Source organism: Rathayibacter sp. VKM Ac-2929 (assembly GCF_022815495.1).
Taxonomy (GTDB): Bacteria; Actinomycetota; Actinomycetes; order Actinomycetales; family Microbacteriaceae; genus Rathayibacter; species Rathayibacter festucae.
Map to the genome: position 1 here is coordinate 515,749 of NZ_JALGRV010000003.1, position 21,595 is coordinate 537,343.

The following is a 21,595-nucleotide window of genomic DNA, read 5'->3' on the forward strand; positions in this document are numbered from 1 at the left end:
CAGGGTCCTGTGGGCGGGTCGAACCCCGTCGAGCGTCCATTCGCGATGCGCCCTCTGCGGGAGGGCGCGGCGCGCTAGCCCAGCGGCACGCCCAGCGCGGCCATGAACGGCACGGCGTCGACCGCCTCGCCGTCGACGCGGGTCTCGAAGTGCAGGTGGCAGCCGGTGGAGGCGCCGGTCGAGCCGCGGGTCGCGATGACCTCGCCCGCGACGACGGTGTCGCCGACGTCGACGAGCAGGTCGGTGTTGTGCGCGTAGCCGGTCTCGATGCCGCCGCCGTTGTCGAGCAGGATCCAGTTGCCGTAGCTGCCGGAGTAGGCCGCCTCCTCGACGGTGCCGCTCGCGGCCGCGAGGACCGGGGTCCCGCAGGCGCCGGCCAGGTCGGTGCCCTTGTGGAAGAGGTTCACGCCGGCGACCGGCTGGTCGGGGCGGGGGCCGTAGCTGCTGCTGATGTGGCCGGCGATCGGGAGCACCCAGGTGCCGGAGACCCCGGCGGCCGCGGCGGTCGACTCGCCCGCGCCGGCGGTGATCGCGTCGAGGGAGGCGGTGGGCACGAGGACCTCGGGCTTGGCCTCGGCGGCGAAGGCGTCGCGGGTGACGCTCTGCTGCACGACGCCCGCGGCGACGAAGCTCTGCGGGCGGGCTGCGGCGACGGCGTTCGCGGTGTCGGTCGCGACGGCGGACTCCGGGGTGTCGCCGACGGCGAAGGCGGGCATCGTCGAGGTGACGGCCAGGCCGACCACGAAGGTCATCGCGGCGAAGGCGGACACGCGGCGCGTCGAGGGGCGGCGGACGGCGGTGCTCCGGGCCGTGCTGCGCGCCGCGGCGGTGCGGGCGGCGGCGGTGCGGGCGACGCTGCGCGCCGCGACCTGCTCGGCCTCGCGCTGCTCGCGCAGCTGCCGGCGGGTCGGGAGGGCCTGCGCGGTCGCGGCGGAGACGGGGGCCGGGGCGTGGTCGGAGTGGTGCATGCAGTCGTGGTTTTCCGGGTCGTTCGCCGCGGGGGAACGGGGGCGCGGCAGGGCGGGTCGGGGCGGCGGGGCGCTCAGCAGCGCTCAGCAGGTGGTGCTCAGGGGGATGTCAGCCGGGGCTCAGGGGGCCGCGCGGCGACCCTCCAGAGTACCTGCGCAGCTCCGGAACGCCACTGGGAGAATGCCGAGCGGCGCACGGTATCGATGCCGCAGGCTCAGGCGAGCGCCTCCGCGCAGTGGCGGAGCAGGGCGTGCAGCTCGCGGATCCGCGCCCCGTCCAGCCCCGTCAGCATGCGCTCCTCGACCGCCCGGACGGCCGCGCTCGCCTCGCCCAGCAGCTCCTCGCCGGACGCCGTGAGCCGGATCGGCAGCGCCCGGCCGCTCGGCGCCGTCTCGGCCCGGATCAGGTGACCGTCGCGCTCGAGCGACTGCAGCAGCACGTGCATCGACTGCCGCGTGACGAACGCGCCCCGCGCCAGCTCGGAGCTGGACAGCCCCGGCCGGTGCGCCAGCAGCTCCAGGCAGGAGTAGGCGGTGACCGTGATCCCGAGCGGCCGCAGCGCCGCCTCCATCGCGACGCGCAGGGCGCTCGACGCCTCCTTCAGCACGTAGCCGACGGAGGTGTCCAGCTCGATCCGTGCCGTGCTCTCGCCCTGTTGACTCATGTCAGTAGTCTGACATACGCTCGATGTAAGGAAACTGACACCCACCCCCGACGAAAGGCACCCCCATGGCGATCACCGGCCCCGACTTCCTCTCCCTCCAGGTCCGCGACCTCGAGCGCTCCGCCGAGTTCTACGAGACCCGCCTCGGCCTCTCCCGCCGCCCCGGCCCGCCGCACGCCGTCGTCTTCGACACCGCGCCGATCCCGTTCGCGATCCGGGACATCGTTCCCGGCACCCAGCTCCCCGCCGAACCCGGCCGCGGCGTCGCCCTCTGGCTGCACGCGACCGAGGTCGCCGCCCTGCACGACGATCTCGCCGCCGCCGGCGTCCCGATCACGTCGGCCCCCGCCGAGGGCCCCTTCGGCCTGACCTTCGCCTTCGCCGACCCGGACGGCTACCTGATCACCCTCCACGACCGCGCCTGACGCGGCTGCGACTGCGAGACGCTAGGCGTCCACGCCCGCCGGCTGCCAGAGCTGGAGGCGGTTGCCCTCGGGGTCGTGCAGGTCGGCGAAGCGGCCGTTCGGGTAGGTCTCGGGGTCGATCTCGACGGGGATGCCCGCGGCGCGGAGCTGGGCGACGAGCGCGTCGAGTGAGCGGACGCGGAGGTTCAGGGTCCAGCCGGCGGGGCCGAGCGGCTCGGAGCCGGTCGGCATCGGGGCGAGGACGGTGGTGCCGGCGTCCTGGCGCCAGGAGGGGGCGCCGTACTCCATCGGCACCTCGTCGATGCCGAGGTGCTCGGCGTACCAGCGCGCCAGCGCCGCCGGGTCGCGCGCGGCGAAGAAGAAGCCGCCGATGCCCGTGACCCTCTCGCGCGACACGATCAGTACCGGCCGCTCGTGAAGACCAGCAGGGCGATCAGGCCAGCGACGGTCGCGGCGACGCCGGACCCGAGGCGCCACCACATCCAGCGGTCGCGCTTGGGGCCGCGCATCGGGCGGCGCAGCCCGTGCCTGCCGGAGTAGCCGCCGTGGTTCGGAGTGAAGACCATGACTCCAGCCTGCCTCACCAGGCTCGCCGGGTCACGGCCTCACGCACTCCACTCGCTGTCGTCCCGCCAGGGCGCGAGGTCGACCTCGTTGCCCTCCGGGTCGGCGAGGGTCCACCACTCCGGCGCGTTCGAGTCGTCGACGACGCGCCCGCCGGCGGCGAGGGCCGCGGCGAGGCGGGCGTCGACGACGTCGCGCGGCAGGTAGAGGTCGAGGTGGATCGTGTTGCGCTCGGGGCGCGGGCCCTCGATCCGCTGGATCCAGAGGTTCGGGCCGAGGGCGCGCGGATCGGCCAGGTCGGCGTCCTCGACGGGGGAGTAGCCGAGCACGGCCCGCCAGAAGGCGCGGACCGCGGCGACGTCGACGGCGTCGATCGCGATCTGCAGGCTCTGCACCGCGGCCGGCTCGGCGGGGAGGCCGAGCGCGCGGGCGGCGGCCGAGATCTCCCGGGCGAGGGCCAGGTCGCGCTCGCTGATGTCGCCGACGTCGTGGCTGATCAGGCGCACGCCGACGCCGCCGTAGCGCAGATCGACGTCGGGGTGGTGGCCGGCCTGCTCGGCGAGGTCGGCGATCGCGGTGACCAGGGCGGCGCCCGCGGCGAAGGAGCCGGCACCGCGATCGCCGGTGCGGAAGTAGGCGCGGGCGCCGTCGCCGACGACCCGCCAGTCGGCGGTGCCGGGGGCGGCGCGGAAGTCGCGCGGGGAGATCGCATCGTTCATGCGGCAGTTGTACTCCCCGGCCGGCCGTTCTGCCCAGGCCCCGTGCGGTGCCCGCTCGCTACGGTGGACCCACGACCGATCGGGTCGACGAGTGTGAGGAGCCGGCATGGCGCAGAATAAGAAGTCCGATTCGAAGAAGTCGTCGCAGAAGACCGACGACAAGGCCGCGCAGAAGCGCGCGAAGAAGGCTCTGGCGAAGGCGGAGAAGTCGGTCCGCGCGGCCCACGACGCCGTGCGCGACTCCAGCAAGAAGCTGCGCAAGAAGGCCCGCAAGCTCGCCGAGCAGACCGACACGCTCAAGCGCCGGCAGGAGAAGGCGGCGAAGAAGGCCGCCCAGGCCGAGAAGCGCAGCGCTCCCTCCGCCCCGAAGCACGTGGTCGAGCGCGAGCACATCGCCGTCGGCGCGGCCGACCCGTCGGTCACGCCCGACTTCACGCCGCCGCTGCCGAGCGCGGCGCGCGACGAGCAGGAGCAGGACCAGGCTCCCGAGGAGCAGCCCGAGCAGCAGCCCGACGCCGACCCCGAGCACGTGCCGGACCTCACGCTGCCGCTGCCGCGCTCCTCGAACTGAGCGAGCCCCGCGGGACGCCCCTACCCTGAGAAACTGCACAGGGTAGCCCGGCGCGCCGCTCGGAGAGGTGAACAGCCGGTGAACGCCCCGGCGAACCCTTCCGAGCGGCCTGCGCGGGCGAGAGGATCTCCTCCGTGGATCCCTTCATCCTTCTCGCGCTCGTCATCGTCACCGCTCTGGCGTTCGATTTCACCAACGGCTTCCACGACACGGCGAACGCGATGGCCACGTCCATCGCGACCGGCGCGTTGAAGCCGAAGGTGGCCGTCACGCTCTCCGCCGTCCTCAATCTGGTCGGCGCGTTCCTCAGCATCGAGGTGGCGCTGACCGTCACCAACGCGGTCGTCAAGATCCAGGACTCCACCGGCGCCCCCGACCCGGCGCTGCTCGAGGGCGGCGGCTCGGCGCTCCTGCTGATCGTGCTCGCCGGCCTGATCGGCGGCATCGTCTGGAACCTCCTCACCTGGCTGCTCGGTCTGCCCTCCAGCTCGTCGCACGCCCTCTTCGGCGGCCTGATCGGCTCGGCGCTCGCCGGCCTCGGCCTCAACGGCGTCAACTGGGCCGGCGACGGCTCGAAGCTCGACGGCGTCGTCGGCAAAGTGATCCTGCCCGCGCTGATGTCCCCGGTGCTCGCCGGCGCGGTCGCCGCGATCGGCACCTGGCTCGTCTTCCGCGTGATCGGCAACCTCGCCGACCGCCGCATCCACCGCGGCTTCCGGATCGGCCAGATCGGCAGCGCCTCGCTCGTCTCGCTCGCGCACGGCACCAACGACGCGCAGAAGACCATGGGCGTCATCACCCTCGCGCTGATCGCCGCCGGCGGCTGGAGCGACACCGAGTCCGTCCCGTTCTGGGTCAAGCTCAGCTGCGCGCTCGCCATCTCGCTCGGCACCTACATCGGCGGCTGGCGCATCATCCGCACCGTCGGCAAGGGCCTCGTCGAGATCGACACCCCGCAGGGCATGGCCGCCGAGAGCGCCTCCGCAGCGGTCATCCTCGCCTCCAGCCACCTCGGCTTCGCCCTCTCGACCACGCACGTCGCGACCGGCTCGATCCTCGGCTCCGGCGTCGGCCGCCCCGGCGCGCAGGTCCGCTGGCGCGTCGCGCTGCGGATGGTGATCGCCTGGGTGATCACGCTCCCGGCCGCCGCGCTGATGGGCGCCGTGATGTGGTGGATCGGCCACCTGGTCGGCGGGGCCGCCGGCGGCATCCCGATGACCGCCGTCCTCGTCGCCGTCGCCGTCTTCATCTACGTCCGCTCGCGCCGCGACAGCATCGGCGCGCACAACGTCAACGACGAGTGGTCGGACGCGGGCACCGCGGCGAAGCAGACCGCCGGCGTCTAGCCCGGATCCCTCCGTACCGACTCGAAAGGACCGACCCGTGCTCTCCCTCTTCTTCACTGCCGCCGGCCAGGTGGCGCTCATCGCCGTGCTCCTCGGCGCGGGCCTGCCCGTGCTCTTCGCCGTCGGCGTCCGCTCGTTCGCCCTCGCCGGCGGTGACGGAGCCAGCGGAACCGCGGCCTCGACCGCGCAGGCTCCCGGCCTCCCCGCGCCGCTGCTCCGCGCGCTCGGCGTGCTCTGCTTCGTGATCGTGGTCGCCGCCGTGGCGGTGGGCCTGAGCATCATCATCGCGACCGGCCTCGGCCAGGCCGTGAGCTTCGAGCACGTCTTCCCGACGTTCGTCCCCAAGGGCTGAGCATGGCGGCGACCGACCCGGCGGCGCCCGACGCGGCGGCTCCCGCTCCCGCGGACGGCGTCGTCGCCCGGGTGGTCAGCTGGCTCCGCGCGGGCTACCCCTCCGGAGTGCCGGAGACCGACTACGTTCCGCTGCTCGGCCTCCTCCAGCGCAGCCTGACCCGCGACGAGCTGGAGCAGGTCGTCCGCCAGCTGCTCTCCGACGCGGTGCGCGCCGACGCGGCCGGCGAGGAGTTCTCCGCCGCGAGGATGCGGCAGCGCATCGAGGAGACGCTCCTCGGCCCCGCGCTGCCCGAGGACCTCGTCCGGGTCTCGGCACGGCTCGCGAGCGCCGGCTGGCCGCTCGCCCGCCCGGAGGAGCTCGCCGAGCCCGAGCGCCCGGCCTCGGAGCGCGCCGGCCTCGTCACGCGCGTCGTCCGCTGGCTGCGCGCGGGCTACCCCGCGGGGCTGCCCGAGCAGGACTTCGTGCCGCTGATCGCGCTGCTGCGCCGCCGGCTCTCCGACGAGGAGGTCGCCGAGGTCGCGACGCGCCTGGCGGCGGAGGGCGGGCTGCCGGCCAGCCGCGTCGACGTCGGCACGGCGATCGCCGCGGTCACCTCGGAGCTGCCGTCGGACGCCGACATCGAGCGGGTCCGGCTCTCGCTGGCCGAGCACGACCGGCCGGAGGAGTTCGCGAGCTGAGCTGCGGCTGAACCGTCCCGCCGCTCGTCAGGGCGTGCTGCGCTGCACCCGCCGCAGCTTCAGGGCGGGGTCGTGCGCGTACGCCTCGAAGACCAGGGTCGGCGGGCGGAGGCCGAGCCGGCCGGCGAGCAGCGCGAACTCGGCGGCGACCGACGCGCGCACCGCCGGGGTCAGCACATCGACGGCGACGGTGAGGGTCGACGGCCCCGACTGCACGACGCGGAACTCGCGGAACCCCTCGGCGAACATCATGCTGCGGACGACCACGTCCGAGTAGACGCGCACGGGCTCGCCGTCCGTCCCGGGCAGCAGCAGCACGTCGTCCTCCCGCCCCTCGATCGCGTCGAGGGTCGTCAGCACGCTGCCGCACGGGCACGGTGCGGGGGCGGCGCGCAGCACGTCGTTGAGGCGGTAGCGGACGATCGGCTGCGCCCGGCGGCGCAGATCGGTGACGATCGGCACGAAGCGGCCGTCGCCCAGCTCCTCGCGCTCGACCAGCACGGCGTCCTCGTTGAGGTGCAGGGTGCCGAGGCGGCAGGTGTGCGCGAGGAAGCCCTCCGTGCACTGGTACGCCTGGTGGATCACGGCGACTCCGAAGGCGCTCCGCAGCACGGCCGCGTCGCCCGGCTGCAGCACCTCCGCCACCGCGATCACCCGCTCCGGCGCGACGACGAGCTCGCCCCGCTCGGCCGCCGCGGCGAGCATCAGCAGGACCGACGGCGGCGCGACGAGGAGCGTGGGCGCGAAGGCGCCGAGCTTCTCGACGTTCGCGGCGGCGGAGTCGTAGACGTCGAAGAAGCGGAAGGCGACCGCGCGCGAGGCGACCGTTTCGTAGAGCGAGTTGTCGGCGCGGAGGAAGAACGCGATCCGCTGCCCGAGGATCCGCCCGGGCGGCAGGAAGCGGGCGAGGACGGTGCCGGCCCACTCCTCCCGCTCGCGCGGACTGATCACGAACAGCCCGCGGTGCCCGCTCGTCCCCGAGGAGAGCCCGACCGCGACGCCGTTGAGGGTCGGCGAGAAGTCCCGCGATCGCTCGCCGGCCAGCGCGAGCGCGAGGGCCTCGTCGCGGCGCACGCCGACCGTGTTCATCGCGTCGAAGTGCTCCATCCCGACGGCCTTGGTCATGGTCGGCAGTCGCGCCAGATCCTCGGGGTCGAGCCCAGCGCCGAGTCCACGCACGAGCGGCGCGAAGTACGGGGAGTGCCGCTCGAGGAAGCGGAGGTGCCGCCGGAGCAGCCGCCGCTGCGCCGCCTCGAGGGCCGCGCGCGAGCGGAACCGGCGGCCCCACCGGGCCTGCGCGAAGGCCCGGACGATCCGCAGCCGGCCCATCAGCGCACTCCGCACATCAGCGCACTCGGCCCGTCACGGCAGGAGGATCGGCGAGGGGTACGCGTCGTGGCTGAAGCAGAGCGTCACGCCCGACGCCTCCAGCCGCAGCAGCTCGGCCGAGGTGCGGTGGTGCGCGGCGGAGTCGTCGCTGATCAGGCGGGGCAGCGGCCGGAGGCGGTCGGACCACTCCAGGAACTCCCGGCCCCAGGCCGCGTCGCCGGCGAGCAGGACGCGCCCCTCGACGAGCGCGCCGAGGTGGCCGAGGGCGTGCCCGGGCAGCGGCGTCACCACGAAGCGGCCGTCGCCGAAGAGGTCGAAGCCGCTCACCCCGCCGGTCTCGGTCCGCGGCTGCTCGTCGACGACGATCCGGGTCGCGTCGGCGAACCACGGCGGGATCAGCGCGGCGAACACCCCGTCGGTGATCCGGCTGCGCCGCACCTTCTCGAGCTGTCCCGCGGAGAGCACGAGCGTCGTGTCCGGGAAGGCGGCCAGCCCGCCGACGTGGTCGGGGTGCAGGTGCGAGAGCACGACGAAGTCGATCGCGCCGGGCTCGATCCCCTCGCGCCGCAGCTGCGCGTCGACGGTCTCGCCCGGGGCGATCCGGGCCGGCAGGATCCGGCGGTAGAGCGCGCCGACCGGTCCCGTGCCCTCGAGCGTCGGCGGGTAGCCGGTGTCGAAGAGCACGCGGCGGCCGTCCGGGTGCGTGTAGAGGAAGGCGGCCGAGGGGAAGGTGCGCCGCGGGAGGCCCTCGCCGCGGAACGCCCGGGAGAGCGGGAACGTCGTGTCGCCGCAGGAGAACACCCGGAGCGACCCGCGTTGCTCAGGCACGCTGTTCTCGATAGTGCTCGCCGACCCGGCGGATGCCCTCGGCCAGCGGCACGGCCGGCCGGTAGCCGAGCTCGGCCCGCGCCCGGGAGATGTCGAGGGTCTGCGCGTAGGCGAGGGTCGCGACCGTGTAGCGGGTGAAGGGCGGCTCGGCGCCGGAGGGGAGTCGCGCGTAGACCTGCTCGAGCAGCACGGCGAGGGCGCTCAGCACGCGGAGGTCGACGGTGATGAAGCGCGGCTCCTCGCCCATCGCCGCGAAGAAGCGGCGCAGCAGCTCGCCGAGCGGCGCCGGTTCGCCGTTGGTGATGTTGTAGACGCTCCCGCCCGCGTGCCGGGTGCGCGCGGCGAGGACGAGGGCGTCGGCGGCGTTCTCCACGCAGGTCACGTCGACGACGTTGCGCCCGCCGTCGAAGAGCGGGATGCCGCGGCGCCGGCTCGCGGCGAGGAAGCGCGGGATCAGGCTCGGGTCGCCGACGCCGATCAGGCCGCGCGGACGCAGGACGACGAGCTCGGGGATCCGGCCGGCCGCGTGCGCGGTCTGGAGCAGCCGCTCGGCCTCGATCTTGCTCCGGATGTAGAGGCTCATCCGGCTGGCCGGATCGAACTCGTCCTCGCGCACCATGTACTGGTGCCGCCGGGCCGAGTAGATGCTCGGCGACGAGACGAAGACGATCCTGCGGATGCCGCTGCGCTCGGCGAGGTCGATCATCGCCGCCGTGCCCGCGACGTTCGCCTCGTGGAACTGCGCCCAGGTGCCCCACGGGCTCGAGAGCGCGGCGGAGTGCACCAGGACGTCGGCCCGGATCGTCCGGCTCGCGAGTCCGGCGAGGTCGTCGGGCACCGTCTCGGCGCCGTCGGCCGAGAGCCGCTCGAGGGCGGCGCGGTTGCGGCCGGTGGCGATCACGTCGTCGCCGGCGTCGAGGAAGGCGCGCACGGCGTGACCGCCGAGGAATCCGGTCGCACCGGTGATCAGTATCCGCACGACGTCCCCTTTCCGAGGACAGAAGTCTTTCCGGGAAATACGGTAGAAACACTGCCACTCATCGGATGTCCACCACGTCCGTGCGCTTCTTGCGGCCCCAATACCAGAGCAGGATTCCGAGATAGCCGAGCTTCTTGCCTTTCCGGATGGAGCAGCGCACCACGGCCTCGCGATCGAATCTCGCCTGCCCGCCGGGGATCAGCTGGCACACCTTCAGGTGTAGCTCGAGGTCCTCGTCGGTGTCGTCGATGCTGGAGCGCGGGAAGCCGTCCACCTCGAGGTAGAGGTCGGCGTCGATCGCCATGTTGAGCCCCGGGACCATGAACATCGGGTACCGCTGGCCCGGCCGCCGGTAGAGGTAGCGGGGCGCGCGCTCGATGATCCCGATCAGCACCGCGCCGATCACTCCGTCGTACCAGCGGTACTCCGGCTCGTCGGTCCGCGGCTTCACCTTGCCGCCCACGATCCGCGCCCCCGTGCGGAAATCCGCCTTCAGCAGGCCGACCCAGCGGGGGTCGGGCAGGGAGTCCGCGTCGGTCCGCGCGACGATCGCGGCGCCCGCAGCGATCGCGTGGCGGAAGCCGGTGTCGGAGGCGGCGCCTGTGCCCTTCTGCGCCTCCTCGATCGTGCGGATGCTCATCTCGGGGTGCTGAGCGGAGAACGCGTCGATCACCGCGCGGGAGCCGTCGGTGCTCGCGTTGTCGACGAGGAGGAGCTCGAAGTCGCGGTCGTCCTGAGCGGCGAGCGCCTCGAGAGTGCCGCCGATCAGCTTCTCCTCGTCGAAGAAAGGGATCACGACCCAGAAGTTCTTCTCGCTCATTCCGCCCCTCTCGCCCCGGCCCATAGTGGCGGCGCCTCTCTCCGGCGTCAATTCGACGGCACCGCCGAATGCAGAACTTCATCCCGCGGAAACGTGAACAGCGCTATACAGGACTCGCTCCGGTGATTCCGCCGATCCGGAACAGGAAGGACGCCCTCGTGTCCGACGTGCTCCCCATCCGCATCCTCGGCACCGGCGAGGCGCTCCCCGCCCGCATCGTGCCCACCTCCGAGGTCGCCGCGCTCTGCGGCATCTCGACCGAGGAGGCGATCCGCCGCACCGGGGTCGAGACCCGGCACTGGCTCGCCGACGACGAGGATCCGCTCGAGCTCGGCCTGCTCGCCGCGCGGAGGGCGCTGGCCGCGGCCGGGATCGAGGCCGAGGACGTCGACGTCGTGCTGAACGCCTCCGGGACCTCGCTGCAGGCGATCCCCGACGGCGGCGCGCTGATCGCGGCCGGGCTGGGGCTCGCCGACGTCTTCGCCTACAGCCTGCACGCCACCTGCCTGTCGTTCCTGTTCGCGCTGCAGGAGGCCGGCTTCCTGATCGGCTCGGGCCGGGCGGAGCGGGTGCTGATCGTGTCGACCGAGGGCGGCAGCCGCGGCATCGACTTCGCGCAGGCCGAGAGCGCGATCCTCTTCGGCGACGCCGCCGCGGCGGTCGTGATCGGCCGCGCCGAGACGCCCGGCCAGGGCATCGTGACCTCGCGGTTCAAGACCCAGGTCAGCGGGGTGCGGCACGCCGAGATCCGCGGCTTCGGCTCGCGGATCCGGATCGAGGAGGCGCCGGAGCGGGTCGCCGACTTCAAGTTCGACATGCACGGCGGCCAGCTGCTCGTGGACGCCCTGCGCAACTTCCCGCGGTTCCTCGAGACCGTGCGACCCGGCCTGAGCAAGGGGACGCCCGGGATCGACCGGGTCATCCCGCACCAGACCAGCAAGGCGGGGATGGAGGGGATGGCGCGGCTCTGGGGCCGGCACACGATGACGATCACCCTCCCCGAGGTGGGCAACACGATCGGCTCGGCGATCCCGCTGGCGCTGCACCGCGCGAAGCCGCAGCCGGGGGAGCAGCTGCTGCTCGTCGGCACCGGCGCGGGCACGCACTACGGCGCGGTGATCCTGCAGTGCTGACGGGCCCGGCTGTCTCGAGGGGCCCGGCTGTCCCGACGGGCCCGGCGTTCATCGAGCTGGAGGCGGTGTCGAAGTCGTACCGCGCCGGGACGCGCCGGATCACCGCGCTGCGCCGCGCGTCGCTCACGATCGACCAGGGCCGGTTCACGGTCGTCCTCGGCCCCTCCGGCTCGGGGAAGAGCACGCTGCTCAACCTGCTCGGCGGGATGGACAGCGCGACCAGCGGGCGCATCCGGGTGGGCGATCAGCTGATCTCGTCGTTCCGCGACCGGCAGCTGACCGAGTACCGGCGGCTCAGCGTCGGCTTCGTCTTCCAGTTCTACAACCTGGTGCCGAACCTCACGGCGATGGAGAACGTCGCGCTCGCCGCCGCGCTGACGACGGACCGGGTCAGCGCCGAGCACCGCGCGCACGAGGGCCTCGAGCGGGTCGGGCTCGGGCACCGCTCCGGCAACTTCCCCGGGCAGCTGTCCGGGGGCGAGATGCAGCGCGTCGCGCTGGCCCGCGCGCTCGCCAAGCGGCCGGCGCTCCTGCTCTGCGACGAGCCGACCGGCGCGCTCGACTCGAAGACCGGCGAGCAGATCATGGCGCTGCTGCGCGAGACGGCGAGCGACGCGGGGACCGCGGTCGTCGTCGTCACGCACGACCAGCGCATCGGGCGGACGGCGGACCGGCTGATCCGCCTGCACGACGGCGACCTCGTCGCCGAGACCGCCTGACGTGCGCTTCCTCGTCCGCAAGCTCCGCCGCGACCTCCTGCGCTACAGCAGCCAGTTCGTGTCGGTGCTGCTGATGTCGGCGCTGAGCGTCACGGTCTACGCGGGCCTCGAGGGCGCGTGGCGGGGGATGCAGGTCGAGATCGACTCCTTCGCGGCCGAGAACGCGCTCCCGGACGCCTGGGTGTCGGCGCTCGGCTCGACGGACGAGGACGTCGCGGCGTTCGCGGCGCTGCCCGGGGTGACCGCGGTCGCGCGGACGACGACCTTCGCGCTCGCGCATCCGCTCGCGGAGGGCACCGGGACGCTGCTCACCACGACCACGACCACGACGACCGGGTCCGACGCGGTCGACGTGCCCCTGGTGCTCGAGGGCGCCGCGCTGTCGGCCGACGGCGGCGGCGTCTGGATCGACGAGGGCTACGCGCGGCTCAACGGCATCGCGGTCGGCGACCAGGTGCCGCTCTCGCGGGCGGGCGTCGCGAGCACGCTCGAGGTGCGCGGACTGGTGCTCGTGCCCGACGCCCTCGCGCTCACCGAGCCCGGCATGATCGCGCCGGAGCCGGGCCGCTACGCCGCCGCCGTGATCGCGCCCGAGACGGCCGCCGCCCTCGGTGTGCCCCTCGTCGGCGACACCCTCCGCGTGCTCGGCGACGCGGACACGGTGCGCGAGGCCGCCCCCGGCATCCTCGGCGAGCGCTACCTCGGCGTCGCCGACCGGAGCACGAACGCGGCGATCGCGCCCGTCTACGACCGGATCGAGCAGATCCGCGGCCTCGCGGTGCTGTTCAGCGCGCTCTTCGTGCTGGTCGCGCTCCTCGCCGTGTTCACCTCGATCCGCCGGCTCGTCGACATCCAGCGGACCGAGATCGCCACGCTCGGCGCACTCGGCATGGGACGGCGCGCGATCGGTCTCTACTACGCCGGGCTCTCCTCGGTCGTCGTCGGGACGGGGGTGCTCCTCGGCGGCGCGCTCGCCCCCGTGCTCTCGCTCTACGTGCTCGACACGCAGCGCGGAAGCTTCGCGCTGCCGGAGTGGCGGATCGCCTACACCTGGACCTCGCCGGCGCTCGCCGCGGGTCTCGTGCTCGCCTGCGGCGCGGGCGCCTGGGCGGTCACCGCCCGCGCGCGCCGGCTCACTCCCGCCGAGGGGATGCGCCCGCCCGCCGAGCACTCGCACCGGATGGCGATCGAGCGCCTCCCCGCGCTGTGGTCGCGGATCGGCTTCGGCGAGCGCTGGGCGCTGCGCGATGCGGCCGGCAACCCGGTGCGGGTCGCGGTCGGGGTCGTCGCGGCGGCGGGCTGCATGATGCTGCTGGTCGCCGGCTTCGGGATCCCGGAGTCGCTCGCGCGCCAGATCGAGCGCGGCTACGGCGACCAGTACCGGTACGCCGCCTCGGTGCAGGTGGCGCCGGGAGCGACGCCCGAGCAGCTCGCCGAGCTCGCCGCGCAGGCGGGGCCGGGGCAGTGGATCCAGCAGCGCCCGTTCCGGCTGACCGGGGCGGGCGCCGGCCCCGCCGAGTACGTGCTGACGGTGCTCGGGCCGGGCGATCTCTACCTGCTCCGCGACGCCTCCGGCACCCCGCTGTCGCTCGTCGACGGGCCGGTGGTGACCTCGCGGATCCAGGAGGCGACCGGCGGCGGGGTCGGCTCGAGGGTCGACCTCGAGGTCGGCGGCGCGGGTCCGGTCGCGGCGATGGTCGCGGCCGTCGCGGACGTGTCGCAGCCGCAGGGCCTGCTGCTCTCGGAGGCGGCCTGGACCGGTCTCGGCGAGGACTTCGCGCCCACCGCGTACCTCACCCAGGCTCCGCTCGACGGCGCGCCGGCCTCGGCGGCCGCCGGTCCGGTGCTCGCCCTGTCCGAGCAGCGGGCGAACGCCGAGTCGGTGGTCGCGGCGCTCTCGGGGGTGTTCACCCTGATGAAGGTGCTCGCGATCCTCCTGGTCGTCGTCTCGCTCTACAACCTCGGCGCCCTCGGGTTCTCCGAGCGCGAGCGCTCCTACGCGACCCTCCGGGTGCTCGGCACGCGCGACGGCGAGCTGCGGACGCTCGCGCTGACCGAGAACGCGATCACGGCCGTCCTCGGCTGGCTCGCGGGCATCCCGGCGGGGCTGTGGTTCCTCGGCCGCTACACCGACATCTTCAGCGACGACCGCGCGGTCTACGCCCCGTACGTGTCGCTGCCGAGCGTGCTGGCGGCGTCCGCGATCACCCTCGGCTTCGCCTCGACGGCGACGCTCCTGCTCACCCGGCGGGTCCGCCGGATCGAGATGGCGAGCGCCCTCAAGGGGGTGGAGTGAGGCTCACCACGTGCTGACGGTCGTCCGGGTGATCACCCACTCGTCGCCGATCGGCACCAGCCGGCTGGTGAGCTGCAGCCGCCAGGTGGCGTGCAGCGAGCCGATCGTCGCCTCGGTCAGGGTGCGCGAGACGAGCACCGGGTGCGCGGCCGTGCCGGAGACCGCGCTCTCGACGTGATCGATGGCGTGGTACTCCTTCAGGCCCTCGGCGATGTCGTCCATCCAGTCGAGCTTCGACTGCACGAGCCCGGTCGGGTGCTCGATCACGAAGCGGGTGTCGAGCAGCGCGTCGAGCACGGGGAGGTCGACGAACACCAGCGCGTCGAAGAGCTCGTCGTGCGCGTCGCGGGGCTCGGCCCCGTCCTCGCCCGGTGTCAGGTCGTCCGGTGTCAGGTCGTCCGGTGTCAGCGCGTCCGGCATCAGGGTGTCCTCCGCATCGAGGGCGGCGCGGTCGTCGCGCGCCGCACCAGCTGGGTCGGCAGCTGCACGTGCAGCGAGGCGGGGGTGCCGCCCGCCATCAGCGTGATCAGCATCTCGGCGGCCGTCGCGCCGAGCGTCTGCATCGGCTGCCGGATCGTGGTCAGCGGCGGGTCGAAGCGGGCCGCCTCGGGCACGTCGTCGAAGCCGACCACCGAGAGGTCCCGCGGCACGTCGAGCCCGAGGTGCGCGGCCGTCTCGATGATCGCCAGGGCCGAGACGTCGTTCGCGGCGAAGACGGCGGTCGGCCGGTCGGCCAGCGAGAGCATCGTCGAGGCCGGCAGCCGCGCCGTGTCGTGGTGGTAGCTGCCCACCCGGAGCAGCCGCTCGTCGAACGCGATCCCCGCCTCCGAGAGCCCGGCGCGGTAGCCGGCCTCGCGCAGCCGGGCGGAGCGGAGGTCGACGCGGCCGGCGACGAAGCCGATGCGCCGGTGGCCGAGGGCGACGAGGTGGCGCACGGCCTGGAGGGCGCCGCCGAAGCTGTCGGACTCGACGGTCGGCACGTCGGCGCGGCCGGTGTGCGGGTCGACGGCGACCAGCGGGATGTCCGACGGCGTGCTCACCACCGAGGGCGTCACCACGATCGCGCCGTCGATCAGGGTGCCGCTGAGCCGGCTGAGCGAGCGCCGCTCCCAGCCCTCCTGCTCGCCCTCGTGCGAGCCGCTGTAGGCGAGCAGGTCGAAGCGCGACCGGCGCAGCACCGAGCCGACGCCCTTGAGGATCTCCGCGCTGAACGGCTCGAAGCCGGCGACCAGCACGCCGATCACCCCGGTGCGCCGCGAGCGCATGCTGCTGGCGACCAGGCTCGACTCGTAGCCGAGCTCGCGCACGATCTCGAGCACGCGGTTCGCCGTCGCGGGCGCGATGCCGTAGCGGCCGTTCATCGCCTTCGACACGGTCGCGACCGAGACGCCGGCGGCGGCGGCGACGTCGTGGATGGTCGGGCGGAGGGACATGCGGTCGACCCTAGACCCCGGAAGCGCGCCGATGAGAGCGCGATCCAGATCCTCAGCCCGGCGCTTCGAAAATGGTTTCGAAAACGTTTGCCGATCCTTTCGGCCGCTCTGAGACTGATCGGGCCCGTCCTGGACGGGCGCACCCCGGCGCCGCTCTCCCTGGCGGCGCCTCTCAGCGAAGAGAACGGTTCGAACGATGAAGTTCACGAGATCAGCATTCAGGAAGACGGCGGTGGCCACCGTGGCCCTGCTCGGCGCGGCGGCGGCCCTCAGCGGCTGCTCCGCCCAGGACGCGGGATCCTCCGACGGCACCGTCGCGATGACCCTGTGGCAGAACTCCACCACCGGCCCCGGCCAGGAGTTCTGGGAGAAGACGATCGCCGACTTCGAGGCCGCCAACCCGGGCGTCACCATCGAGTCGCAGGCCATCCAGAACGAGGACCTGGACGGCAAGCTGCAGACGGCGCTCAACTCGGGCGACGCCCCGGACATCTTCCTCCAGCGCGGCGGCGGCAAGCTCGCCGCGATGGTCGCCGGCGGCCTGGTCAAGGACCTCACCGGCGGCATCTCGGACCAGGCGCGCAGCGAGATCCCCGAGGGCTCGTTCCTCGCCAACACGCTCGACGACAAGGTCTGGGCGATGCCCGTGGCCGTGCTCCCCGGCGGCCTCTTCTACAGCCAGGACCTCTTCACCGAGGCCGGCATCACCGAGACGCCGAAGACCCTCGACGAGCTCGACTCCGCGGTCACCGCGCTCAAGAGCGCCGGAGCGCAGCCGATCGCGCTCGGCGCGAAGGACGCCTGGCCCGCCGCGCACTGGTTCTACTTCTTCGCCCTGCGCGAGTGCAGCGCGGACACCATGGCCGAGGCGGCCGACTCCAAGGACTTCTCGGACGACTGCTGGCTGAAGGCGGGCGAGGACCTGCAGTCCTTCGCCGGCACCGAGCCGTTCAACGAGGGCTTCCTCACCACCGCCGCCCAGCAGGGCGCCGGATCCTCGGCCGGACTCCTGGCCAACCACCAGGCCGGCATGGAGCTGATGGGCGCCTGGAACCCCGGCGTCATCGCCTCGCTCACCCCCGACGAGAAGCCCCTGCCCGACCTCGGCTGGTTCCCCTTCCCCGAGGTGGACGGCGGCGCCGGCGCGCCCGGCTCGATCATGGGCGGCGTCGACGGCTACTCCTGCTCCACCGCGGCGCCCGACGAGTGCGTCGACTTCCTGAACTACCTCGCCACCTCCGACGTGCAGAAGGAGTACTACGCCGCCTTCAACGCGCCGCCGGTGAACACCGTCGCGCAGGAGGCCGTCACCGAGCCGTACCTGAAGGACATCCTCGCCGCGTACAACTCGGCGCCCTACGTCTCGCAGTGGCTCGACACCGTCTACGGCCAGAACGTCGGCAACGCGCTGAACGTCGCCGTCGTCGACCTGCTCGCCGGCAAGAGCGACCCGGAGCAGCTCGTCGAGGCCGTCGACGCCGCCGCGGCCAAGGCCTGACCGTGACGACCACAGCGCTCCGCGAGGACGCGCGCCCCGAGGCCCCGGCGGCGAAGCGACGCCGCCGGGGCCTGCGCCCTCGAGGATTGGGCTGGTCGGGCCGCCTCGAGGTCGCGATCCTCGTCGGCCCGGCGCTGATCGTCTTCCTCGCCTTCGTGATCTTCCCGGTCGTGATGGCGGCCTACTACGGCTTCTTCAGCTGGCAGGGCTACGGCGTCCCGACCGACTTCGTCGGGTTCAAGAACTACCTGACGATCCTGCAGGACCCGACCTTCCACGAGGCGCTCAGCCACAACGGCACGATCGTGGTGCTCTCGCTCGTCCTGCAGGGGCCGGCCGCGATCCTGATCGCGCTGCTGCTCAACCGCAAGCTGCGCGGGCAGTCGATCATCCGCGTGCTGATCTTCGTGCCCTACGTGATCTCCGAGGTCGTCGTCGGCACCGGCTGGAGCCTCATGCTCCAGACCAGCGGCGCCGTCAACGGCTTCCTCGAGAAGGTCGGGCTCGGCGCGCTGAAGCAGGACTGGCTCTCGGACCCGGCGATCGCCATCTGGACCCTGATGCTGATCATCACGTGGAAGTACATCGGCTTCGCCGTGATCCTCTTCCTCGCCGGCCTCCAGGGCATCCCGGAGGAGCTGTCCGAGGCCGCGTCGATCGACGGCGCGTCCTACTGGCAGGTGCAGCGGCGGATCACCCTGCCGCTGCTCGCGCCGACCCTGCGGATCTGGGCGTTCCTGTCGATCATCGGCGCGCTGCAGCTGTTCGACCTCGTCTACATCATCTGGGGGCAGTACGTGTCCTCGACCGCCGGCACCTCGACCATGGCGACGTACCTCGTCACCAACGGCCGCAACGCCGGCAACTACGGCTACGGCAACGCGGTCGCCGTGGTCCTGTTCCTCGTCTCGCTGATCGTCGCGCTGCTCTACCAGCGCTTCGTGCTGCGGCGGGACACCGAAGGCGCCCTCACGGGAGACACGAGGAAGGCCGGAGCCAAGAGATGACGACCCTGACAGCGGTGCCCCCGGGCACCAAGCCGCCCACCGCGACCACGCCGCTCTCGCCGCGGCCGCCCAAGCCCCGCCGCCGCCCGCTGGGGCGCGGCACGATCATCGCCTACGTCGTCGCGATCGTCGTGATCGCCCTGATGCTCGCGCCGGTGGCGTACATCATCATCGGCGGATTCCGCACGAACGCGCAGATCACCACCGACCCGTCCGGGTTCCCCGCGCCGTGGAACGTGCAGAACTACCTCGATGTCATCACCGGCGGCATCTTCTGGCGCGAGGTCGGCAACTCGGCGATCGCGGCCGGAGCGACCACCCTCGGCGTCGTCGTGCTGGGGCTGATGGCGAGCTACGTGCTCGCCCGCTACAGCTTCAGCGGCCGCGGCGTGTTCTACGCGCTCTTCGCAGCCGGACTGATGTTCCCGATGACCGTCGCGATCACCCCGCTCTACCTGGTGATCAAGAGCCTCGGCCTGATGAACTCGCTCGCCGGCGTCGTGCTCCCGCAGATCGCGTTCGGCCTGCCGACGACGATCATCATCCTGGTGCCGTTCCTGCGGGCGATCCCCGACGAGATCCAGGAGGCGGCCTTCATCGACGGCTGCAGCCGGATCGGCTTCTTCTGGCGGATGGTCGTCCGCCTGGCGATGCCGGGCGTCATCACGACGGGCATCCTCGCCTTCATCGCGAGCTGGAACAGCTACCTGCTGCCGCTGTTCATCCTCAGCGACGAGTCGAGCTTCACCCTGCCGCTGGGCGTGCAGGCCTTCTCGTCGCAGTACTCCGTCGACACGGCGAAGGTGCTCGCCTTCGTGTCGCTGTCGATGATCCCGGCGCTGATCTTCTTCAGCGTCTTCGAGCGCCGCATCGTCGGCGGACTCACCGGAGCGGTGAAGGGATGACCCCCATGAACGAGAGCCCGACCACCGAGACTCCCGCCCCGTCCGCGCGCGTCGCCGACCTGATCGGCCGGATGACGCTGGAGGAGAAGCTGACCCAGCTGGTCGGCTACTGGGTCGACCAGGGCGGCGAGGTCGTCGCGCCGCTGGCCGGCGAGATGGCCACCTCCACCGGCTACGCCGACGCGACCCGCGAGGGCATCGGCCAGCTCACCCGCGTGTACGGCACCCGCCCGGTCGACCCGGTCGAGCGCGCGCAGTGGCTGTGGGCCGAGCAGCGCCGGCTGGTCGAGGAGACCCGGCTGGGTATCCCGGCGATCGTGCACGAGGAGTGCCTGACCGGGCTGGCCGCGTGGAAGGCGGCGACCTTCCCGACGCCGCTGGCCTGGGGCGCCTCGTTCGACCCCGAGCTCGTCGAGGAGATGGCCGCGGCCATCGGCGGCTCGATGCGCGAGCTCGGCATCCACCAGGGCCTCGCCCCCGTGCTCGACGTGATCCGCGACCCCCGCTGGGGTCGCGTGGACGAGTGCATCGCCGAGGACCCGTACGTGGTCGGCACGATCGGCACCGCCTACGTGCGCGGCCTGCAGTCGGCGGGCGTCGACGCGACGCTCAAGCACTTCATCGGCTACTCCGCCTCGCGCGGCGGCCGCAACCACGCACCGGTGCACGCCGGACCGCGCGAGATCGCGGACGTGCTGCTCCCGCCGTTCGAGATGGCGATCCGCGACGGCGGCGCCCGCTCGGTGATGAACTCCTACGCGGAGATCGACGGCGACCCGGTCGGCGCGACGCCGGCCTACCTCACCGGCGTGCTCCGCGAGCGCTGGGGCTTCGACGGCGTGGTGGTGGCCGACTACTTCGCGGTCGCCTTCCTGCATCTGATGCACGCCGTCGCCGCCGACCTCGGCGAGGCCGCGCAGCTGGCGCTCGAGGCCGGCATCGACGTGGAGCTGCCGACCGGCGACGCCTTCCTCGCGCCGCTCGCCGAGCGGATCCGCTCCGGCGGCGCCGACGAGGCGATCGTCGACCGCGCGCTGCTGCGGGTGCTCGCGCAGAAGGAGCGGCTCGGCCTGCTCGACGCCCGCTTCGACGACGCGCCCGAGTCGATCGACCTCGACTCGCCCACGCACCGCGACCTCGCCCGCCGCCTGGCCGAGGAGTCGCTCGTGCTGCTGACGAACGACGGGCGACTTCCGCTCGCCCAGCCGCGCCGGATCGCGCTGATCGGCCCGAACGCCGACAGCGCGCCCGCCCTGATGGGCTGCTACTCCTTCGCCAACCACGTGCTGGCGCACCACGAGGGCGTGCCGCTCGGCTTCGAGATCCGCACGGTGCGGGAGGCGCTCGCCGCCGAGTTCCCGGGGAGCGAGCTGCTCCTCGCCGAGGGCTGCTCGGTGGAGGGCGACGACTCCTCCGCCGACACCGCCGGGATCGCGGAGGCCGTCGAGGCCGCCCGCGGCGCGGAGATCGCCGTGGTCGTCGTCGGCGACCGGGCCGGGCTCTTCGGCCGCGGCACCGTCGGCGAGGGCAACGACGTCGAGAGCCTCGAGCTGCCCGGTCGCCAGCGCGAGCTGGTCGAGGCGGTCGTGGCCACCGGCACGCCGGTCGCCCTGGTGCTGCTCACCGGCCGCCCCTACGCGATCGACTGGGCGATCCGCGGCGCCTCCGCCCCCGCGGCGGTGCTGCAGGCGTTCTTCCCGGGGGAGGAGGGGGCCGGCGCGATCGCGGGCGTCCTCTCGGGCCGCGTCTCGCCGTCCGGCCGACTGCCGGTCTCGCTGCCGCGCTCGGCCGGCGCGCAGCCGTTCTCCTACCTGCACCCGATCCTCGGCGGGCCCTCCGACGTGACCAGCGCCGACAGCACGCCCGTGCTGCCGTTCGGGCACGGGCTGAGCTACACGGCCTTCACCCGCTCGGAGCTGGCGCTGGAGTCGGCGGATCCCGGAGCGGCGGAGGCTCCCACTGACGGCGCCTTCACCGCGACCGTGCGGGTGCGCAACACGGGGGAGCGCGACGGCGTCGACGTCGTGCAGCTCTACGCGCGCGACGTGGTCGCCTCGGTGACCCGCCCGGTCGCGCAGCTGCTCGGCTACGCGCGGGTCGAGCTCGCGGCGGGGGAGCAGGCGCTGGTGCGCTTCGACGTCCCCTCCGCGCGGCTGGCCTTCACCGACCGCCGCGGCGTGCGCTCGGTCGAGCCGGGGCTCGTCGAGCTCTGGGTGGGCCCGGACTGCGCCACGAAGGAGGCGACCGCCGAGGTCGTGCTGACCGGCGAGGTGTCGCCCGTCGGCGCCGAGACCCGGCGCACCGTGCTGACCGAGGTCGTGCGCGAGGACGCGCGGGTGGCGGTGCTCTGAGGCCCGG

Annotated in this window: 23 protein-coding genes; 12 read left to right on the forward strand and 11 right to left on the reverse strand. The window is 73.3% G+C overall.

The features are described from left to right. Positions 1-74 precede the first annotated feature (74 nt). Both MT355_RS11535 and MT355_RS11540 read right to left on the reverse strand, forming a co-directional pair. A complete protein-coding gene (locus MT355_RS11535; RefSeq protein WP_123447495.1) occupies positions 75-968 on the reverse strand; it encodes a M23 family metallopeptidase in 894 nt (297 codons plus the stop codon). Between the two features lie 215 nt (positions 969-1,183). Beyond that, positions 1,184-1,633, reverse strand: a complete 450-nt coding sequence (locus tag MT355_RS11540; RefSeq protein WP_123731675.1) for a MarR family winged helix-turn-helix transcriptional regulator — start codon at positions 1,631-1,633, stop codon at positions 1,184-1,186. A gap of 65 nt (positions 1,634-1,698) precedes the next feature. Here MT355_RS11540 and MT355_RS11545 point away from each other — a divergent pair, with 65 nt between their 5' ends. Next, positions 1,699-2,058: a VOC family protein gene (locus MT355_RS11545; protein WP_243599635.1), complete on the forward strand. Its 360-nt coding sequence runs from the start codon at positions 1,699-1,701 to the stop codon at positions 2,056-2,058. 21 nt (positions 2,059-2,079) lie between these two features. Here the strand turns inward: MT355_RS11545 and MT355_RS11550 are convergent, their stop codons facing one another. From MT355_RS11550 to MT355_RS11560, 3 genes are read right to left on the reverse strand one after another with little or no spacing between them, the layout of a single operon-like run. Continuing rightward, positions 2,080-2,454, reverse strand: coding sequence for a VOC family protein (locus MT355_RS11550; RefSeq protein ID WP_308197363.1), 375 nt, complete (start codon positions 2,452-2,454; stop codon positions 2,080-2,082). Between the two features lie 2 nt (positions 2,455-2,456). Then, positions 2,457-2,624 (reverse strand): hypothetical protein, encoded by a 168-nt coding sequence (locus MT355_RS11555; RefSeq protein WP_164874583.1) that lies wholly within the window; start codon positions 2,622-2,624, stop codon positions 2,457-2,459. Between the two features lie 39 nt (positions 2,625-2,663). Further along, positions 2,664-3,341, reverse strand: a complete 678-nt coding sequence (locus MT355_RS11560) for a VOC family protein (RefSeq protein WP_243599636.1) — start codon at positions 3,339-3,341, stop codon at positions 2,664-2,666. 106 nt (positions 3,342-3,447) lie between these two features. Here MT355_RS11560 and MT355_RS11565 point away from each other — a divergent pair, with 106 nt between their 5' ends. The 4 genes from MT355_RS11565 (at position 3,448) to MT355_RS11580 (ending at position 6,290) form a co-directional block, all read left to right on the forward strand. Then, positions 3,448-3,912, forward strand: coding sequence for a hypothetical protein (locus MT355_RS11565; RefSeq protein WP_243599637.1), 465 nt, complete (start codon positions 3,448-3,450; stop codon positions 3,910-3,912). 134 nt (positions 3,913-4,046) lie between these two features. Continuing rightward, positions 4,047-5,258 carry an inorganic phosphate transporter gene (locus tag MT355_RS11570; RefSeq protein WP_243599638.1) on the forward strand — a complete coding sequence of 404 codons (1,212 nt, stop codon included), beginning with the start codon at positions 4,047-4,049 and terminating at the stop codon, positions 5,256-5,258. Positions 5,259-5,295: 37 nt separating this feature from the next. Then, positions 5,296-5,610, forward strand: coding sequence for a hypothetical protein (locus MT355_RS11575; RefSeq protein ID WP_243599639.1), 315 nt, complete (start codon positions 5,296-5,298; stop codon positions 5,608-5,610). Positions 5,611-5,612: 2 nt separating this feature from the next. Next, complete coding sequence (locus MT355_RS11580; RefSeq protein ID WP_127888116.1) at positions 5,613-6,290, forward strand: DUF3349 domain-containing protein; 678 nt, start codon at positions 5,613-5,615, stop codon at positions 6,288-6,290. A gap of 27 nt (positions 6,291-6,317) precedes the next feature. On the opposite strand, the gene MT355_RS11585 is transcribed toward MT355_RS11580, so the two are convergent. From MT355_RS11585 to MT355_RS11600, 4 genes are read right to left on the reverse strand one after another with little or no spacing between them, the layout of a single operon-like run. Next, positions 6,318-7,619, reverse strand: a complete 1,302-nt coding sequence (locus tag MT355_RS11585) for a F390 synthetase-related protein (RefSeq protein WP_243599640.1) — start codon at positions 7,617-7,619, stop codon at positions 6,318-6,320. A gap of 33 nt (positions 7,620-7,652) precedes the next feature. Beyond that, positions 7,653-8,447 (reverse strand): MBL fold metallo-hydrolase, encoded by a 795-nt coding sequence (locus tag MT355_RS11590; RefSeq protein ID WP_243599641.1) that lies wholly within the window; start codon positions 8,445-8,447, stop codon positions 7,653-7,655. Further along, positions 8,440-9,426 carry an NAD(P)-dependent oxidoreductase gene (locus tag MT355_RS11595; protein WP_243599642.1) on the reverse strand — a complete coding sequence of 329 codons (987 nt, stop codon included), beginning with the start codon at positions 9,424-9,426 and terminating at the stop codon, positions 8,440-8,442. The genes MT355_RS11590 and MT355_RS11595 overlap by 8 nt, the downstream gene beginning before the upstream one ends. Before the next feature lie 58 nt (positions 9,427-9,484). Next, positions 9,485-10,246, reverse strand: a complete 762-nt coding sequence (locus MT355_RS11600) for a glycosyltransferase (RefSeq protein WP_243599643.1) — start codon at positions 10,244-10,246, stop codon at positions 9,485-9,487. A gap of 158 nt (positions 10,247-10,404) precedes the next feature. On the opposite strand from MT355_RS11600, the gene MT355_RS11605 reads away from it, so the two are divergent. From MT355_RS11605 to MT355_RS21605, 3 genes are all read left to right on the forward strand, one after another. Continuing rightward, entirely contained in the window at positions 10,405-11,379 is a 975-nt protein-coding gene (locus tag MT355_RS11605) for a 3-oxoacyl-[acyl-carrier-protein] synthase III C-terminal domain-containing protein (protein WP_243599644.1), read from the forward strand. 65 nt (positions 11,380-11,444) lie between these two features. After that, complete coding sequence (locus MT355_RS11610; protein WP_243599645.1) at positions 11,445-12,098, forward strand: ABC transporter ATP-binding protein; 654 nt, start codon at positions 11,445-11,447, stop codon at positions 12,096-12,098. Between the two features lies 1 nt (position 12,099). Beyond that, positions 12,100-14,394 (forward strand): ABC transporter permease, encoded by a 2,295-nt coding sequence (locus MT355_RS21605; protein WP_243599646.1) that lies wholly within the window; start codon positions 12,100-12,102, stop codon positions 14,392-14,394. A gap of 3 nt (positions 14,395-14,397) precedes the next feature. Here MT355_RS21605 and MT355_RS11620 read toward each other — a convergent pair whose 3' ends face one another. Beyond that, positions 14,398-14,814: a nuclear transport factor 2 family protein gene (locus MT355_RS11620; RefSeq protein ID WP_243599647.1), complete on the reverse strand. Its 417-nt coding sequence runs from the start codon at positions 14,812-14,814 to the stop codon at positions 14,398-14,400. After that, positions 14,814-15,827 carry a LacI family DNA-binding transcriptional regulator gene (locus MT355_RS11625; protein WP_123705810.1) on the reverse strand — a complete coding sequence of 338 codons (1,014 nt, stop codon included), beginning with the start codon at positions 15,825-15,827 and terminating at the stop codon, positions 14,814-14,816. The genes MT355_RS11620 and MT355_RS11625 overlap by 1 nt, the downstream gene beginning before the upstream one ends. Positions 15,828-16,023: 196 nt before the next feature. Here MT355_RS11625 and MT355_RS11630 point away from each other — a divergent pair, with 196 nt between their 5' ends. The 4 genes from MT355_RS11630 to MT355_RS11645 all read left to right on the forward strand — a co-directional run bounded on the left by MT355_RS11630 (position 16,024) and on the right by MT355_RS11645 (position 21,588). Then, the gene (locus tag MT355_RS11630) at positions 16,024-17,325 is read left to right on the forward strand and encodes an extracellular solute-binding protein (protein ID WP_123731686.1); all 1,302 of its coding nucleotides are present in this window, start codon (positions 16,024-16,026) and stop codon (positions 17,323-17,325) included. Positions 17,326-17,396: 71 nt separating this feature from the next. Further along, a complete protein-coding gene (locus MT355_RS11635) occupies positions 17,397-18,332 on the forward strand; it encodes a carbohydrate ABC transporter permease (RefSeq protein ID WP_243599798.1) in 936 nt (311 codons plus the stop codon). Continuing rightward, positions 18,329-19,237 (forward strand): carbohydrate ABC transporter permease, encoded by a 909-nt coding sequence (locus MT355_RS11640; RefSeq protein WP_123705808.1) that lies wholly within the window; start codon positions 18,329-18,331, stop codon positions 19,235-19,237. The genes MT355_RS11635 and MT355_RS11640 overlap by 4 nt, the downstream gene beginning before the upstream one ends. Before the next feature lie 5 nt (positions 19,238-19,242). Continuing rightward, on the forward strand, positions 19,243-21,588 hold the full coding sequence (locus MT355_RS11645) for a glycoside hydrolase family 3 N-terminal domain-containing protein (RefSeq protein ID WP_243599648.1): 2,346 nt from the start codon (positions 19,243-19,245) through the stop codon (positions 21,586-21,588). The last annotated feature ends 7 nt before the right edge of the window (positions 21,589-21,595 follow it).

What these genes read in the sequence shown, in the direction of transcription:
- MT355_RS11585 (WP_243599640.1), bottom strand. Translation starts at nt 7,619, where the DNA reads ATGGGCCGGCTGCGGATCGTCCGGGCCTTCGCGCAGGCCCGGTGGGGC.
- MT355_RS11580 (WP_127888116.1), top strand. Translation starts at nt 5,613, where the DNA reads ATGGCGGCGACCGACCCGGCGGCGCCCGACGCGGCGGCTCCCGCTCCC.
- MT355_RS11630 (WP_123731686.1), top strand. Translation starts at nt 16,024, where the DNA reads ATGAAGTTCACGAGATCAGCATTCAGGAAGACGGCGGTGGCCACCGTG.
- MT355_RS11555 (WP_164874583.1), bottom strand. Translation starts at nt 2,624, where the DNA reads ATGGTCTTCACTCCGAACCACGGCGGCTACTCCGGCAGGCACGGGCTG.
- MT355_RS11540 (WP_123731675.1), bottom strand. Translation starts at nt 1,633, where the DNA reads ATGAGTCAACAGGGCGAGAGCACGGCACGGATCGAGCTGGACACCTCC.
- MT355_RS11620 (WP_243599647.1), bottom strand. Translation starts at nt 14,814, where the DNA reads ATGCCGGACGCGCTGACACCGGACGACCTGACACCGGACGACCTGACA.
- MT355_RS11640 (WP_123705808.1), top strand. Translation starts at nt 18,329, where the DNA reads ATGACGACCCTGACAGCGGTGCCCCCGGGCACCAAGCCGCCCACCGCG.
- MT355_RS11545 (WP_243599635.1), top strand. Translation starts at nt 1,699, where the DNA reads ATGGCGATCACCGGCCCCGACTTCCTCTCCCTCCAGGTCCGCGACCTC.
- MT355_RS11625 (WP_123705810.1), bottom strand. Translation starts at nt 15,827, where the DNA reads ATGTCCCTCCGCCCGACCATCCACGACGTCGCCGCCGCCGCCGGCGTC.
- MT355_RS11645 (WP_243599648.1), top strand. Translation starts at nt 19,243, where the DNA reads ATGAACGAGAGCCCGACCACCGAGACTCCCGCCCCGTCCGCGCGCGTC.
- MT355_RS11535 (WP_123447495.1), bottom strand. Translation starts at nt 968, where the DNA reads ATGCACCACTCCGACCACGCCCCGGCCCCCGTCTCCGCCGCGACCGCG.
- MT355_RS11600 (WP_243599643.1), bottom strand. Translation starts at nt 10,246, where the DNA reads ATGAGCGAGAAGAACTTCTGGGTCGTGATCCCTTTCTTCGACGAGGAG.
- MT355_RS11565 (WP_243599637.1), top strand. Translation starts at nt 3,448, where the DNA reads ATGGCGCAGAATAAGAAGTCCGATTCGAAGAAGTCGTCGCAGAAGACC.
- MT355_RS11560 (WP_243599636.1), bottom strand. Translation starts at nt 3,341, where the DNA reads ATGAACGATGCGATCTCCCCGCGCGACTTCCGCGCCGCCCCCGGCACC.